This is a genomic window from Haliea sp., from assembly GCF_040221975.1.
Classification (GTDB): domain Bacteria; phylum Pseudomonadota; class Gammaproteobacteria; order Pseudomonadales; family Halieaceae; genus Haliea.
The window spans coordinates 201,910-216,775 of record NZ_JAVJWR010000033.1 but is presented as its reverse complement, the minus strand read 5'-3'; the positions used below and the strand labels follow the sequence as shown (position 1 = coordinate 216,775).

Below are 14,866 nucleotides of genomic sequence, written 5' to 3'. Positions count from 1 at the left end.
TACACCTCGTTTTCAAGTCCTGATTGCCGACAGCCGATCGCTATTCAGCTGCCCCAGCATTTGCATTGCCCAGTTCAGCAGGGCATCGATTTGTGGCATCAAATGGGCCTGGTAGAGCCAGACCTGGTCCCGCGGCGGCAGCAGTTCCCGAATCAGGAACACCAACACCAACACGATGATGACACCGCGGGCAAAGCCAAAGATGGTACCCAGGAGCCGGTCCAGGGTACCGAGACCCGTGGCTCTTACCATCTGTGCCATGAGCATGCTCAGCAGCCCTGTGACCAGCAACACGCCAACCAGCAGCAGCAGCCAGGCGGTGATATAGCGCGCCGTGATATTGCTGACTAGCCCGGTCATGCGCGAGGCCAGTTCACCGGCGAACACATAGGCTATGACGAACGCCGCAATCCATCCCAGCAGGGACAGGGCCTCGCGCGTGAAACCCCGCAGCAGGCTCAGCAGCGTGGACAGGGCAACGATCGCAACCACAACCCAATCCACCCAGGTAAATGCATCCAGCATCAACATCCCTGCCCTGCCCTCTGGTTCCTGTAGCCCGCGCGGCGCATTCTAGCAGAGCGGCGGTGTCCACTGAAGGAAAGTCGGGAAATCACGGGGCCCGCACCAGGATGGCCCGCACTAGGGCAGATAGCGCTTGACCAGGGAGTTGACACCAAACTCGGCGTCAATGCCGGATTGCAGCGCCTCCAGCCGGGCGCGCTCGAATTTGGGCCCCACGTTGACCCGGTACATGGTGCGGCCGTCGATCGCGACCGGGGCCACCCAGGCTTTCTCGCCACGGGCCTCCAGGCGCTGGCGCAGCTGTTCCGCTTTTTCGGCGCTGCTGACGCTGGCAACCTGCAGCATCCAGGCCACCGGCACGCCCTGGGCGTCAATCACTGGCTGCTCCGGTCGCTCGGTGCGGGTCGCACCCGGCGCTGGCACGGCAGAAGGCTGCTCCGATGCCGGGACCGGAGACATGCTCTCTGCAGGCACAGGTTCGCTGAACTCCCGGGATTCTGCCTCTGCAAGCACGGGATCGGCGAATTCCGCCTCGTTGTATTCCAGTTCCGGGGAGCCGCGCAGGCCGGCAGGGTCCGGAGCCGCGATCGGTGTCTCATCTACTTGCGGCCGCGGCGGGATACGCAACTCCTCCATCCCTGTACCCTGGTCGGGATCGACGAAGATGATCGGCCAGAAGATGACGCCGAGAGCTATCAGAATCAGGGCGCCGACCAGTCGCTGCTTGAGGATATCGTTCACCTGTTATCCCTTCCCCTGCTCCTTTGCCAGCCAACTCATTGCCGCTGCTACCGTATGAAAGGACCCGAATACCACCAGCCGATCCCCGGGCGCCAGCACGCTGCGGGCGCGGGCCAGGGCCTGGCGCAGGTTCTTGCTGACACTGATCATCCCCTGCCCGGCGCCGCGCAGCAAGCCCGCAATGTCAGCGGCTGGAGCAGCGCGTGCATTGCCCGGCTGGTCGGCCAGGAACCAGGCGCCAAAGCGTTCACCGGCAGCTTCGATCATTGCCTTGATATCCTTGTCTGCCATGGCAGAAAAAACAGCAATAGTCTTTCCATTACATGGAGTTATGTCTATAAACTCAACCAATTTGTTAACCGCTGCGGGATTGTGTGCCACGTCCAGAATCAGATCCAGGCCGGACACCGTCAACCGCTGCCTGCGTCCCGGTGGCTGCAGCCCCGGAATCACCGCCGCGATATCCGCATCGGAGGCAGGCCGGTCCAGCAACTCCAGCACCTGTAGTGCGGCGCAGATATTGGCCGGCAGCAGGGCTGCGTTGTTCATGACAGGCAGTTGCCGACGCCCCCCGGTACTCGTCTGCAACCACCCCCCCCAACCCTCGCCCACCGGCACAAAACCGAATTCCTGCCCCAGCCAGCGCGCATCCGCAGCGCTAGCCGCGACCGCTGCCAGCAGCCCCGCCGGCTCCCTCGTCGCAATGACCGCTGGTTTGCCGGAGCGCAGGATGCCCGCCTTTTCCCGCGCGATCTGGTCCAGGTTGTCGCCCAGCCAGTCCTGATGATCCAGGGCGATACTGGTTATCACCGCAACCGTCGGGTCGACAATGTTGACCGCATCGAGGCGGCCCCCAAGCCCGACCTCCAGTACCACCACCTCCACCGCGCGGGAGCGGAACAGGAGCAACGCGGCCAGAGTCGTGTATTCAAAGTAGGTCAGGGAAATCTCGCCGCGTGCCGCTTCAACATCCTCCAGTGCCGCGACAATTTCCGCGTCCCCTGCTTCCTCTGTATTGATGCGGATACGCTCATTGAAGCGCAGCAAATGAGGTGACGTGTAAACGCCGGCGACAACACCGGACCGGTGCAAAAGGCTTTCCAGCGCGGCAACCACCGAACCCTTGCCGTTGGTGCCAGCCACTGTGACCACGGGTACCTTCACCGGCAGCAGGCCGAGGGTGTTGGCGACAGCCGCAACGCGGTCCAGGCCCAGCTTGATGGGTTGCGGGTACAGCGCCTCCAGACGTGCCAGCCAGACGGCCAGCGCAGACTCAGTCATCCCGGTTGTCGGGATTGAACTCGACCGGCTCCTCTGAATCCGCACTGCTGGCATCTTCTTCATCCTCGTCGGCTGTTGCCGCCACGAGTTCCTGCCCGGTCAGTTTCGCCAGCAACCGCGCCAGCGTATCGCGCATGTCATTGCGGTGCACGATCATGTCGATAGCGCCGTGTTCCAGCAAGAATTCACTGCGCTGAAAACCCTTGGGCAACTTCTGGCGGATCGTCTGTTCGATGATGTTGGGCCCGGCAAACCCGGCGCGGGCATCGGGCTCGGCGACATTGATGTCCCCCAGCAGCGCCAGCGATGCGGAGACGCCGCCATAGATCGGATCGGTCATCACCGAAATGTAGGGTACCCGGGCGATTTTCATGCGCTCGATAACAGCGCTGGTTTTGGCCATCTGCATCAGCGAGATCAGCGCTTCCTGCATGCGCGCGCCGCCGGAGGCAGAGAAGCATACCAGGGGAATGGATTCCTGCAGCGCCAGTTGCGCTGCCCGGGTGAATTTTTCCCCGACGGCATACCCCATGGAGCCGCCGTGGAACGCGAACTCGAAAGCCACGCAAACAATCGGCAGACCCTCCAGGGTGCCGCGCATCGCCACCAGCGCGTCCTTTTCACCGGTAGATTTCTGCGCCGCCGCAATGCGATCACGGTAGCGTTTCTTGTCGCGAAACTTGAGACGGTCGAGCGGTTCGATGTGGGCCAGGATTTCTTCGCGGCCTTCCTTGTCGAGAAAAATGTCCAGCCGACGGCGCGCACCGATGCGCATGTGGTGGTCACACTTGGGGCAGACATCGTCATTGCGTTCGACGTCCGGCCGGTACAGCACCGCGTCGCACTTGACACATTTTTTCCACAGCCCCTCGGGTACGCTGGAGCGCCGTTCGCCCTCCTCCTTGCGCACTCCGGACGGCAGTATCTTGTCAATCCAGCTCATGGCATCTCCCGTTTGGTGACACCATTATAAACCTGTGCGGCAGCAACTAGTACCCTGGCTCCCAAATATCGACAGTCCATTTCCGGAGGCAGAGTCTAGGGCGCGATGCCGTCCAATCCCTCACGGATCTCTGCCACCAGCGCCGATGCTGCCTGCAGCAGTCCGTCGTGATCGGCACCCTCGCTGGCGGCGCGGGCAATGCAGTCCACCAGCGCACTACCCACCACCACGCCGTCGGCACTGGCGCCAACGAGGCGGGCAGATGCCGCGTCCTTGATACCGAAACCTACGGCCAGCGGCAACTGGGTGTGCGTGCGGATTCGCGTCAGGTGCTCGGCAACGTCGGCGGCGTCGAGATTGCCGGCGCCGGTTACACCCTTGAGTGCCACGTAGTAGACGAAACCACTGGCCTGCTCGACGATAGCCTTGATCCGTGCCGAGGGCGTGGTCGGCGCTATCAGGAAGATATTGTCCATGCCTACCCGATGCAGCTCGGCGTTGACAGCGGCCACTTCCTCCGGCGGGATATCCACGGTCAGCAGGCCGTCGACACCGGCCATTGCCGCACGATCGGCAAAGACGCCATGGCCCATGTGCTCGACCGGATTGGCATAGCCCATCAGCACTACCGGCGTCTCCGCATCCTGCTCACGAAAACTCTGCACCATGTCCAGGGCATCGCGCAGGCGCGCACCGTTGGCCAGCGCCCGCTCGTGGGCCTTCTGGATAACCGGGCCCTCGGACATGGGGTCGGAGAACGGCACTCCCAGTTCAATGATGTCCGCTCCGGCCGCCACCAGGGCATGCATCAGCGGTACCGTCAGCGCCATCTCCGGATCGCCGACCACGATATAGGGAACCAGCGCCTTCCGACCCTGGGCTGCCAACTGCTGGAAGCGTCCAGCTATTCTGCTCACTACTGCCTTCTCCTTAGAAATCTATGCCGTCGATATCGGCGACCGTGTGAATGTCCTTGTCGCCCCGCCCCGAGAGGTTGATGATAATGTGCTGCTCCGGGGTCATGGTCGCGGCCAGTTTTTCCGCATAGGCCAGCGCGTGGGCGCTCTCCAGAGCGGGCATGATGCCCTCGGTGCGGGTCAGGTCGTGGAACGCACGCAGCGCTTCGTCATCATTGATGGTGACATAGTTGACGCGGCCGATATCCTTGAGCCAGGCGTGCTCGGGACCGACACCCGGATAGTCCAGGCCCGCTGACACCGAGTGGGTGTGCATGATCTGGCCATCCTCGTCCTGCATCAGGTAGGTGCGATTGCCGTGCAGCACGCCGGGGGTGCCCGCGGTGAGCGGCGCGGCGTGTTCGCCGCTGGCAACGCCATGGCCGCCGGCTTCTACACCGTACATGACCACGCTTTCATCTTCGAGAAAGGGGTGAAACAGGCCTATGGCATTGGAGCCACCGCCGACGCAGGCCACCAGGGCATCGGGCAAACGCCCGGTCCTGGCCAGGGACTGGGCCCGCGCTTCGCGACCAATCACGCACTGGAAATCGCGCACCAGCATCGGGTAAGGGTGCGGGCCGGCCACGGTACCTATGATGTAGAAAGTATCGTCGACATTGGTGACCCAGTCGCGCATGGCCTCATTCATCGCATCCTTCAGGGTGCGCGAACCGGAGGTAACGGGCACCACGGTGGCGCCCAGCAGTTTCATCCGGTATACGTTGAGCGCCTGGCGGCGCACATCTTCCTCGCCCATGAAAACGTGACATTCGAGGCCGAGGCGGGCGGCGATCGTGGCGGTAGCTACGCCGTGCTGGCCGGCGCCGGTCTCGGCAATCACCCGCCGCTTGCCCATGTGCTTGGCCAGCAGGGCCTGCCCCACAGTGTTGTTGACCTTGTGAGCACCCGTGTGATTGAGATCCTCGCGCTTGAGGTAGATGCGGGCACCGCCAACGCGGTCGGACCAACGGCGGGCCTCATAGAGGGGAGAGGGACGCCCGACATAGTGCGCCAGATCCTCGTCCAGTTCGCGCTGGAACCCTGCATCCTGCGACAGTTCCCGGTACAGTGCCTCCAACTCCGCCAGTGCGGACATCAGGGTCTCGGCGACAAACTTGCCACCGTAGACGCCGAAGCGGCCCTCGGCGTCAGGCACTGACGCAAATATCCTGCTGGTCATTTCCGTGGTCATGGTCTGCTCCCCTGAAAAAATTTAGCCACGTACGGCAGCAATGAAGCGCCGCATCTTTCCCGCATCCTTGATGCCCGGTGCGCTCTCGACGCCACCGCTGACGTCCACCGCGGCCGGTCCGACACCGGCGATGGCAGCGGCGACATTGTGCTCGTCGAGCCCCCCGGCCAGTACCAGCGGCCGCGGCAACACCGCGGGAATGGCCGTCCAGTCGAACGTTTGGCCGGTGCCTCCGGGAACGCCGGGCTGCCAGCTATCCAGCAACAGTCCACGGGCACTGCTGTAGCCACTGGCCACCTCGCCAATATCAACGCCGGGGCGCATCCGCAGCGCCTTGAGGTAGGGGCGTTGGAACTGGTCACAGAACGCCGGCGTCTCGGCACCGTGGAACTGGATACAGTCTACGGATACGCACTCGAGGATGCGCTGGATTGTTGCCACCGTCTCATCAACAAACAGTGCCACAATCGCGACAAAGGGCGGCACCGCCGCCACGATCTCGCGCGCCTGCTCGGGGGTCACGCAGCGCGTGCTGGGCGCGTAAAACACCAGGCCCAGAGCGTCCGCCCCCGCCTCACAGGCGGCCCGGGCATCGGCGCTGCTGGTAATGCCGCAAATCTTGACAAGGGTTCGTGACACGGGCGCTGGCTATCGCTTGCTGAAGGGCCGGGATGATAGCAGAACCCGGGGGGCAGTGTCTTCAGGTCCCCAGCAGCAAAGGCCCCGGTGACGTAGCCGGCAGGTCGAAGCGCTCCGGGTAGACCACATCGACCAGGTACAGGCCAGTGGCTGACGCGGTATCGGCGGCACGGGTTCGGTCCTGGCCGGCCAGCAGCTCCTCTATCCAGACCGGCTCCCTGCTGCCGATACCGACGGCCATCAGGCTGCCAGCAATGTTGCGTACCATGTGGTGCAGGAAAGCGTTGGCCTGGATATCGATGACCACCAGATCCCCGCGCCGAGTGACCTCGCAGTGATCGACGCAGCGATAGGGGGTGCTGGACTGGCAGGACGCGGCGCGAAAAGCGCTGAAGTCTTGCTCACCCAGCAAAAACCGGGCCGCAGCATGCATGCGCCCGATATCCAGTGGATAACGCTGCCAGCTGAGTTGCCGCCCCAGCAATGCCGGGCGGATGGCAGTGTTGGCAATCACATAGCGATAGCGTCTGGCCAGGGCCGAGAAGCGTGCGTGGAAATCTTCGGACACAGGCTGTGCCCAGTGCACCCTGATGTCAGGGGGCAGACAGCTGTTGCTGCCAATGACCCATGCCTTGCGACTGCGCGCCGTGGGCGCATCGAAGTGAATCACCTGGGCGTGAGCGTGCACGCCGCTGTCGGTGCGTCCCGCGCAGTGGACGCGCAACGGTGCCGCGGCTATCTCTGACAACGCTGCTTCGAGTGTTTGCTGTACCGTGACAGAACCGGGATGGGGCTGGGCCTGCCAGCCGTTGTAGGCACTGCCGTCATATTCGACGCGGCAGGCGATGCGGGTACCGGGGGGCAGCGGATCCGTAGAGAAGATCCGCCCTTCACTCTGCTCAGCCAAGTCTGTCGAGCAGCTCCCGCGCGTCCTGTTGCTGCTCGTCGCTACCCTCTGCCACGACCTCTTCGAGGATCTGGCGCGCGCCATCGTCATCGCCCATGTCTATATAGGCGCGAGCCAGGTCAAGCTTGGTGGAGAGTGGGTCGCCATCGTCAGCGAAGACAAAGTCGTCGTCGCTGCTGTCGCTGCGCCCGCGGTTCCGGTCAAATTCCGCCGACACGTCCAGCTCCTCCACCGGACTGTCCTCGATCTCGAGACCGAGAAAGTCGGGCTCGTGATCTACCGAGGGGACGAGCTCATCGCGGCCGTCGACTGAGCCAAGATCGGCGAGGTCCGCCAGCTCGCCGCTGAGGTCTTCCGCGGGAGCCGCTGCTGGCGTCGGCGCCGGCTCGGGTTCTGGCTCGGGTTCTGGTTCCTCGGCGGCTGCTTCGATGTCCTCAAGATAGGGGTTGGCAGCAGACAACTTGCTGGCGGAAATGGCCTCCGCCCTGGCGATGGCGTCGCTGTCGCCGCTGCGCCTCAGCTCGGCAAGCTGGGTCTCGGCTTCGCTTTGATCGCCAGTTTCAATAGCCAGCTCCAGCAGCTTGAGGCGGTAGGCAGTGTTGCCGGGATCTGAACGCAGCGCCTTGCGCACCAGGTCAATCGCCTGGGTATAACGGCCATAGGCGATATAAATATCCGCCTCGGCGAGGGCGTCCCCGGCCTCGACATCCGATGCATACTGGTCATGTTTGCGTTCGCCGTAACCACGCTGACCGGTGGCGGCCGGCTCGAGATTTTCGTCCTCAGTGACGGCAGGCGCGGCAGCGACAGCGCTCGTGCCAGCGGCCAAAGCCGCAGGCGCGCTGTCGTCTTCGTCCAGATCCAGCTCCGAGTCCCGCAGCTGGATATCCGCGAAAGCATCCTCCCGCGACTGCTTGCGCTCGGCGGGACGCGGCGTGAGACCGACTGCAACCGCATCACCTGCATCACCCGCATCCGCATCCGCCTGGCGCCGACGCCAGAACAGTAGCCCGAGCAAGCCCGCCAGCAGCACACCACCGGCAATGTACAGCCAGCTCCCAGAGCCACCGTCTGCTGGGCCCGGCGCGGCGGCGGGAGTTGCGGCTGGAGCGGGTGCGACTGTGGTCGCAGGAGTCGGGGCAGCAGGTGCTGCGGGCGCAGGATCCAGGGCGAGCTGCTCTGCTCCGGCCGGGTCGGAATCCGCGCCCGTATCACCGGGCAGTGTCGCGCCGCTCTCGGCGGCCGCCAGCGCCTGCTGCAGGGAGGCGATCTGCGCATCCTTCAGCTCAACAACCCGCTCCAGGGTTTCCAGGCGCTCGGCCAACGCGGCGACGCGCTGACCCAGTTCCGCTCGCTCGCGCTCGGAGCGTTGCAATTCGTCCAAGGTGTCCGCGTTTACGGAGGGTCGCTGCTGCCCGGGCGCAACCGCATCCTGCTCGGGCCCGGCTTCCTCTCCGGACGAAATTCGCAGGGCCGGGCCGGCAGTGGCAGGTGCTGAAGCGCGCCCGGTACGCCAGTCTTCATTTTGCTGCCGTACAGCGGCCAGGGCAGCCTCCACATCGGCCTCGCTGATGTCACCGGACGCCGGCAGGTAGATGATGAATCCCGCCTTGATCCTGTTGATATTGCCATCAATGAAGGCATCCGGATTCAGGCGTTGAATTTCCAGCATGGTCTGCTGTACGGAAACGCCCTCCAGACGGGCCCGCTGGGCAATGGTCCAGAGGGTCTCGTCGCGGCGGATCATGTAGCGGGCACCGGGGGCGGGTTCGGCAGCCGTGTCGGCGTTGAAACCGCGCCGGGGCATGGCGCCGGGAGCCAGCTCGGACTCGCGCGTGCTCACCCGGGTGCCGGTACCCTCGGCTTCACTCCCGGTTTTTTTTTCCTCGGTGCCAGCCGGGGCGCCCTCGACAGCCGCCACTCTCTCAGTCGCCGAGACCACCGGGGACCGCGTATCGAAGGCAGGCGGATCGACCAGCACCGTGTAATTGCGCAGCAGGCGCCCGGAGGGCCAGCGCGCTTCGACGATGAAATCCAGATAGGGTTCCAGTACCGGGTCCTCGGAGGTGAGCACAATCACCCCGCGACCACTGCCGTCAATGTCGACCTCGAATTTCACGCCGGTCAGGAAATACGCGCGATCAATGCCCAGCCGGTCAAAATCTTCCTCGGCGGCGAGGCGAACACGGATCTGGTCTTCGTGCAGGTTGCCGATGTCCAGCAGGCTGACGCGCGCTTTCAGCGGTTCGTTGAGAAAGGACTGCAGGGTCAATTCGCCAAGGCCGAGGGCCCATGCCGACCCCGCTTGCAGACAACCCAGGGACACCAGTGCTGCTGCCAAACGTTTCTTACGAGCCATAAACACGCCTTGTTATCCTTCCCCTGGCATCACTCAAGCCGGTCTCCCCTCGGTCCCAGCCCCTGTATGACGCTTCTGAAGATACCCGAAGTATGTTTTAACGCAAGTTTTTAATCAAGATAAGTACTGATCAGTGCCTCGGCAATTTGCACACTGTTCAGGGCTGCGCCCTTGCGCACATTGTCGGATACCACCCACAGGTTCAGGCCCCGCGGATGGGAGATATCCTCGCGGATCCGGCCGACAAAAACCGGGTCCTTGCCAGCACTATCCGTGGCTGGAGTCGGATAACCGCCATCGGCGTGCTCATCCAGCACGGTAATACCGGGGAAGGCCGCAAGCAGCTTGCGCGCATCTGCCGCGGAAATTTTCTCGGCGGTTTCGATATGCACGGCCTCGGAGTGACCGAAAAACACCGGCACGCGAACGCAGGTCGGATTGACCTGGACGCTGCTGTCGCCGAGGATTTTCTGGGTCTCCCACACCATCTTCATCTCTTCCCGGGTATAACCGTTGTCCTGGAAGACGTCGATATGGGGCAGCACGTTGAAGGCGATCTGCTTCGGATAGACCTCGCACTCGATTTCCTTGCCGTTCAGCAGGCGCGCGGTCTGCCCGGCCAGCTCTTCGATGGCCTCCTTGCCCGTACCGGAAACTGCCTGGTAGGTGCAGACATTGATACGCTCGATACCGACCGCATCGTAAATCGGCTTCAACGCCACCAACATCTGGATGGTGGAACAGTTGGGATTGGCAATGATATTGCGGGTGGCATACCCCGCCAACGCCTCCAGGTTTACCTCCGGCACCACCAGCGGGATGTCCTCGTCGCGGCGGAAGTGGGAAGTGTTGTCGATCACCACGCAGCCCGCTGCAGCAGCCTTGGGCGCGAACTCTTCCGAGATGCTGCCGCCGGCGGAAAACAGCCCTATCTGCGCCTTGCTGAAGTCGAAATCAGCGAGGTCCGTTACCTTTACCTGCTTGCCGCGAAAGGTAACGGTTTTGCCCGCAGAGCGCGCGCTGGCCAGCGGGTAGAGAGTGCCTACCGGGAAATTGCGCTCCTCGAGAATGGCCATCATGGTTTCGCCGACTGCGCCGGTCGCGCCGACAACGGCGACATCGTAAAGTTTGCTCATAAATACCTCTGTATTCCGGAGTGAATGATCAGGCCTGCAGGGCGGCAACCACGGCCGCGCCCATCTCCCGGGTCGAGACCGGGGTCATGCCCTCACCGTGAATGTCCGCCGTACGCAAACCCTGATCGAGAACCGCGCTGACCGCGTCCTCAATCGCCGCCGCGGCTGCCGGCGCGGCCAGGGTATAGCGCAGCATCATCGCCACGGACAGAATGGTCGCCAGCGGGTTGGCCTTGCCCTGCCCGGCGATGTCCGGCGCTGAACCGTGGCAGGGTTCATACATCCCGCGGCCGTTCTTGTCCAAGGATGCCGAGGGTAACATACCGATGGAGCCGGTGAGCATGGCGGCCGCGTCCGACAGGATATCGCCAAACATGTTGCCGGTGACCAGGACATCGAACTGCTTCGGCGCCCGCACCAGTTGCATGGCGGCGTTGTCCACGTACATGTGGCTCAACTCCACATCTGGATACTCCCTGCCCACCTCCTCCATGACCTCGCGCCAGAGCACGGTGACCTCGAGCACGTTGCTCTTGTCCACCGAGCAGACGCGGTGGCTGCGCTGCCGGGCCAGCTGGAAGGCCAGGTGACCAATCCTGCGGATTTCCGATTCGCTGTAGATGTAGGTGTTGAAACCCTGGCGTTCGCCATTTTCCAGCGTGCGGATGCCGCGCGGCTCACCGAAGTAGATGCCGCCAGTCAACTCGCGCACGATCAGGATATCCAGTCCCGCCACAATGTCGGGCTTGAGGCTCGACGCCGCAGCCAGCTGCGGGTAGAGAATCGCCGGGCGCAGGTTGCCGAACAATTCCAGCGCCGAGCGCAGGCCCAACAAGCCGCGCTCGGGGCGCAGGTGGCGTTCGACGTTGTCCCACTTCGGCCCACCCACTGCACCCAGCAGAATGGCATCCGCCGCCCGCGCGCTGGCCAGGGTCTGTTCCGGCAAGGGCACCCCGTGCTCATCTAGGGCCGCACCACCCAGGAGGCCATGCTCAAGCTCCAGGTCGAGGCCAAAGCGGCGGTCAACCGTTTCCAGCACAGTGACAGCTTCCGCCATGATCTCCGGACCGATGTAGTCGCCCGGCAATACCAGGATCTTTCTGCTCATCTCAGCGCTGCTCCCGTCCGATTGCATCAAACAGCCAGGGCGAACTTTGTCGCCAGCGCTGCTCAAAGCTGCGGATGGCACCTGCGCTCTCCAGAGTGACGCCAATGTCGTCGAGGCCCTGCAACAGGCAATGCTTGCGCGCAGCGTCCACCTCGAAGCGCATCACCTCGCCGCTCGGGGTCTCAACCTGTTGCCGCCCAAGGTCCACCTTGAGCCGGTAGCCTTGCTCCGCGTACAGCGCGGCAAAAAGCTCTTCCACCTGCTCGGCCGGCAGTACCACCGGCAGGATGCCGTTCTTGAAACTGTTATTGTAGAAAATGTCGGCGAAGCTGGGGGCGATAATACAGCGAAAGCCGTAGTCTTCCAGCGCCCAGGGCGCATGTTCGCGGCTGGAGCCGCAGCCGAAGTTTTCCCGCGCCAGAAGAATGGAGGCACCCCGGTAGCGGGCATGGTTGAGGGGGAAATCCGGGTTCAGCGGCCGCTGACTGTTGTCGCGACCAGGCTGGCCCTCGTCGAGATAGCGCATTTCATCGAACAGATTGGGGCCAAAGCCGCTGCGCTTGATCGACTTCAGGAACTGCTTGGGAATGATCATGTCGGTGTCGACATTGGCGCGGTCCATCGGCGCCACCAGGCCCTCCAGTACGGTAAAGCTTTTCATGCGTCAGTCTCCTGCAGGCTGCGTACATCGACAAAATGGCCGGCAATGGCTGCCGCGGCGGCCATCGCCGGACTCACCAGATGGGTGCGGCCGCCGATCCCCTGACGCCCCTCGAAATTGCGGTTGGAGGTGGACGCGCAGTGTTCTCCGGCGCCGAGTTTGTCGGCGTTCATCGCCAGGCACATGGAACAGCCCGGCTCGCGCCACTCCATGCCGGCGTCGAGAAAGATCCTGTCCAGGCCCTCGGCTTCGGCCTGGGCCTTGACCTGGCCGGAGCCCGGCACCACCAGCGCCTGCTTGATACTGGCGGCAATGTGCTTGCCCTGCACCACCGCGGCGGCGGCACGCAGGTCCTCGATCCTGCTGTTGGTACAGGAGCCGATGAACACGCGGTCCAGATGGATATCGGTAATCGCCATGCCCGGCTGCAGGCCCATGTACTCCAGCGCCCGACGGGTGCCTTCCCGGCGGGAGGCGTTGTCCATCTGCGTCGGGTCCGGGAGGATGCCGCCGACGGGCAGCACCATCTCCGGCGAGGTACCCCAGGTCACCTGCGGCTGGATGTCCTCTCCCTGCAGGGTGACCACCTTGTCGAACTGGGCATCGGCGTCGCTGTGCAGATCGGCCCAGGCGGCGACGGCCGCGTCCCACAATCCATCCGTCGGGGCATAGGTGCGGCCGCGCACGTAGTCCAGCGTGGTCTCATCCACCGCGATCATGCCCATGCGGGCGCCGGCTTCGATCGACATGTTGCACAGGGTCATGCGTCCCTCCATGCTCAGGGCGCGGACCACCTCACCGCCGAACTCGATGGCGTAACCGGTGCCGCCGGCGGTGCCGATCTGGCCGATGATGGCGAGCGCCACGTCCTTGGCAGTAACCCCCGGCTGCAGCTGTCCATCCACGCGTACCAGCATGTTCTTCATCTTTTGCTGCACCAGGCACTGGGTCGCCAGCACGTGTTCAACTTCGGAGGTGCCAATACCGTGGGCCAGGGCCCCGAGGGCGCCATGGGTCGATGTGTGGGAGTCGCCGCAGACCACGGTCATGCCGGGCAGGGTTGCGCCCTGCTCGGGTCCAACCACATGTACGATCCCCTGCCGCAGATCGTTGATTGGAATCTCGGTGATGTCGAAGGCGAGACAGTTGTCGTCCAGAGTCTGTACCTGCAGGCGCGAGATCTCGTCGACAATGCCGGCGACGCCGCCGGCGCGCTCCGCCGCCGAGGTCGGCACGTTGTGGTCCGGCACCGCCAGATTGGCGTCCAGACGCCAGGGTCTGCGCCCGGCCAGGCGCAGCCCCTCGAAAGCCTGCGGCGACGTCACCTCGTGAATCAAGTGGCGGTCGATATAGATCAGGGCGGAACCGTCGTCCCGTTGCTCAACCAGGTGGTTGCGCCAGAGTTTGTCGTAGAGTGTCAGCCCGGCCATGAGAACCCTCGCCTGCCAGTGATTGCAATGTCCCGATAATAAACTTGACCATCAGATAACTCAAATTTATTATTTTTATCCAACTCATTCCTAAAGGTAATTTACGTGGATATCCAGAACCTGCGGGCTTTCCTGCTGGTAGCGGAGGAAGGTTCCTTTTCCCTGGCCGCAGAACGGCTGCATCTGTCCCAGCCAGCGGTCAGCAAACGCATCGCGCTGCTGGAGCAGAGTCTGGGCTGCGAGTTGTTTGACCGCATTGGCCGCCACATCGGCCTCACCGAGGCTGGCCAGGCTCTGCTGCCCCATGCCAAGGCTATCGTACAGCAGCTGTTCACCGCCGAGCAGGCCGTGCGGGACCTGTCCGGGGCGGTTGCGGGCCAGTTGCGCCTGGCCACCAGTCACCACATCGGGCTGCACCGATTGCCGCCGGTGCTGAGCGCCTTCAGCAAAGCCTATCCGGAGGCCAATATCGACATCGACTTCATGGACTCCGAGCAGGCCTACGACCTGATCATGCAGAGCCGTTCGGAACTGGCTGTCGTTACACTGGCGCCGGTCGCCGACGACAGCATGGTCACCCGGCCGCTATGGCGGGATCCGCTGGTGTTCATGGTGGCGGCCGATCATCCCCTGGCCGCCAGCGGCGCCTGCAGGCTGGCGGATCTCGCCCGGCACCCTGCAATCCTGCCCGGACTCAACACCTACACCGGCCAGATCGTGAAGCGATTGTTCGCGGATCACCGGCTGTCCCTGCAGGTATCCATGGCCACCAATTACCTGGAAACGATTCGGATGATGGCCTCCGTCGGCCTCGGTTGGACCGTATTGCCGCAGACCATGCTCGACCCGGACCTGGTGGCGCTGCCGGTTGCCGCCGTCGAACTCGAACGCACCCTGGGGTTGGTCTACCACCGCAGCCGCAGCCTGTCGCGGGCGGCGCAGGCGTTCGTCTCGGTACTGGACGCATTCGCCGACGGCGACTGAG

14 protein-coding genes are annotated in these 14,866 nt (G+C 63.6%); 1 reads left to right on the top strand and 13 read right to left on the bottom strand.

Annotation, left to right across the window (positions count from 1 at the left end):
• Window positions 1-12: 12 nt before the first annotated feature.
• The 13 genes from RLO07_RS16040 to leuC all read right to left on the bottom strand — a co-directional run bounded on the left by RLO07_RS16040 (window position 13) and on the right by leuC (window position 13,881).
• Window positions 13-525 (bottom strand): CvpA family protein, encoded by a 513-nt coding sequence (locus RLO07_RS16040; protein WP_462293154.1) that lies wholly within the window; start codon window positions 523-525, stop codon window positions 13-15.
• 117 nt (window positions 526-642) lie between these two features.
• Entirely contained in the window at window positions 643-1,266 is a 624-nt protein-coding gene (locus RLO07_RS16035; protein WP_462293153.1) for an SPOR domain-containing protein, read from the bottom strand.
• A gap of 3 nt (window positions 1,267-1,269) precedes the next feature.
• The gene (locus RLO07_RS16030; RefSeq protein WP_462293152.1) at window positions 1,270-2,547 is read right to left on the bottom strand and encodes a bifunctional folylpolyglutamate synthase/dihydrofolate synthase; all 1,278 of its coding nucleotides are present in this window, start codon (window positions 2,545-2,547) and stop codon (window positions 1,270-1,272) included.
• A complete protein-coding gene (gene accD / locus RLO07_RS16025) occupies window positions 2,540-3,490 on the bottom strand; it encodes an acetyl-CoA carboxylase, carboxyltransferase subunit beta (protein ID WP_462293151.1) in 951 nt (316 codons plus the stop codon). Before accD ends, RLO07_RS16030 begins: the two co-directional genes overlap by 8 nt.
• Before the next feature lie 95 nt (window positions 3,491-3,585).
• Window positions 3,586-4,407: a tryptophan synthase subunit alpha gene (gene trpA, locus RLO07_RS16020; RefSeq protein WP_462293150.1), complete on the bottom strand. Its 822-nt coding sequence runs from the start codon at window positions 4,405-4,407 to the stop codon at window positions 3,586-3,588.
• A gap of 13 nt (window positions 4,408-4,420) precedes the next feature.
• Window positions 4,421-5,641, bottom strand: a complete 1,221-nt coding sequence (trpB, locus tag RLO07_RS16015; protein ID WP_462293149.1) for a tryptophan synthase subunit beta — start codon at window positions 5,639-5,641, stop codon at window positions 4,421-4,423.
• A 21-nt stretch (window positions 5,642-5,662) separates the two neighbouring features.
• Window positions 5,663-6,280, bottom strand: a complete 618-nt coding sequence (locus tag RLO07_RS16010) for a phosphoribosylanthranilate isomerase (protein WP_462293148.1) — start codon at window positions 6,278-6,280, stop codon at window positions 5,663-5,665.
• A 61-nt stretch (window positions 6,281-6,341) separates the two neighbouring features.
• Entirely contained in the window at window positions 6,342-7,187 is an 846-nt protein-coding gene (gene truA, locus RLO07_RS16005; RefSeq protein ID WP_462293147.1) for a tRNA pseudouridine(38-40) synthase TruA, read from the bottom strand.
• Window positions 7,180-9,546, bottom strand: a complete 2,367-nt coding sequence (locus RLO07_RS16000) for a FimV/HubP family polar landmark protein (protein ID WP_462293146.1) — start codon at window positions 9,544-9,546, stop codon at window positions 7,180-7,182. Before RLO07_RS16000 ends, truA begins: the two co-directional genes overlap by 8 nt.
• A 110-nt stretch (window positions 9,547-9,656) precedes the next feature.
• Window positions 9,657-10,682 carry an aspartate-semialdehyde dehydrogenase gene (locus RLO07_RS15995; protein ID WP_462293145.1) on the bottom strand — a complete coding sequence of 342 codons (1,026 nt, stop codon included), beginning with the start codon at window positions 10,680-10,682 and terminating at the stop codon, window positions 9,657-9,659.
• A gap of 28 nt (window positions 10,683-10,710) precedes the next feature.
• Complete coding sequence (leuB, locus tag RLO07_RS15990; RefSeq protein WP_462293144.1) at window positions 10,711-11,790, bottom strand: 3-isopropylmalate dehydrogenase; 1,080 nt, start codon at window positions 11,788-11,790, stop codon at window positions 10,711-10,713.
• Between the two features lies 1 nt (window position 11,791).
• Window positions 11,792-12,451, bottom strand: a complete 660-nt coding sequence (leuD, locus tag RLO07_RS15985) for a 3-isopropylmalate dehydratase small subunit (protein ID WP_462293143.1) — start codon at window positions 12,449-12,451, stop codon at window positions 11,792-11,794.
• The gene (leuC, locus tag RLO07_RS15980) at window positions 12,448-13,881 is read right to left on the bottom strand and encodes a 3-isopropylmalate dehydratase large subunit (RefSeq protein ID WP_462293142.1); all 1,434 of its coding nucleotides are present in this window, start codon (window positions 13,879-13,881) and stop codon (window positions 12,448-12,450) included. The genes leuD and leuC overlap by 4 nt, the downstream gene beginning before the upstream one ends.
• Window positions 13,882-13,986: 105 nt before the next feature.
• Here leuC and RLO07_RS15975 point away from each other — a divergent pair, with 105 nt between their 5' ends.
• Entirely contained in the window at window positions 13,987-14,865 is an 879-nt protein-coding gene (locus tag RLO07_RS15975) for a LysR family transcriptional regulator (RefSeq protein ID WP_462293141.1), read from the top strand.
• The last annotated feature ends 1 nt before the right edge of the window (window position 14,866 follow it).

What these genes read in the sequence shown, in the direction of transcription:
- leuD (WP_462293143.1), bottom strand. Translation starts at nt 12,451, where the DNA reads ATGAAAAGCTTTACCGTACTGGAGGGCCTGGTGGCGCCGATGGACCGC.
- RLO07_RS16030 (WP_462293152.1), bottom strand. Translation starts at nt 2,547, where the DNA reads ATGACTGAGTCTGCGCTGGCCGTCTGGCTGGCACGTCTGGAGGCGCTG.
- leuC (WP_462293142.1), bottom strand. Translation starts at nt 13,881, where the DNA reads ATGGCCGGGCTGACACTCTACGACAAACTCTGGCGCAACCACCTGGTT.
- trpB (WP_462293149.1), bottom strand. Translation starts at nt 5,641, where the DNA reads ATGACCACGGAAATGACCAGCAGGATATTTGCGTCAGTGCCTGACGCC.
- accD (WP_462293151.1), bottom strand. Translation starts at nt 3,490, where the DNA reads ATGAGCTGGATTGACAAGATACTGCCGTCCGGAGTGCGCAAGGAGGAG.
- RLO07_RS16000 (WP_462293146.1), bottom strand. Translation starts at nt 9,546, where the DNA reads ATGGCTCGTAAGAAACGTTTGGCAGCAGCACTGGTGTCCCTGGGTTGT.
- RLO07_RS16040 (WP_462293154.1), bottom strand. Translation starts at nt 525, where the DNA reads ATGCTGGATGCATTTACCTGGGTGGATTGGGTTGTGGTTGCGATCGTT.
- RLO07_RS15995 (WP_462293145.1), bottom strand. Translation starts at nt 10,682, where the DNA reads ATGAGCAAACTTTACGATGTCGCCGTTGTCGGCGCGACCGGCGCAGTC.
- leuB (WP_462293144.1), bottom strand. Translation starts at nt 11,790, where the DNA reads ATGAGCAGAAAGATCCTGGTATTGCCGGGCGACTACATCGGTCCGGAG.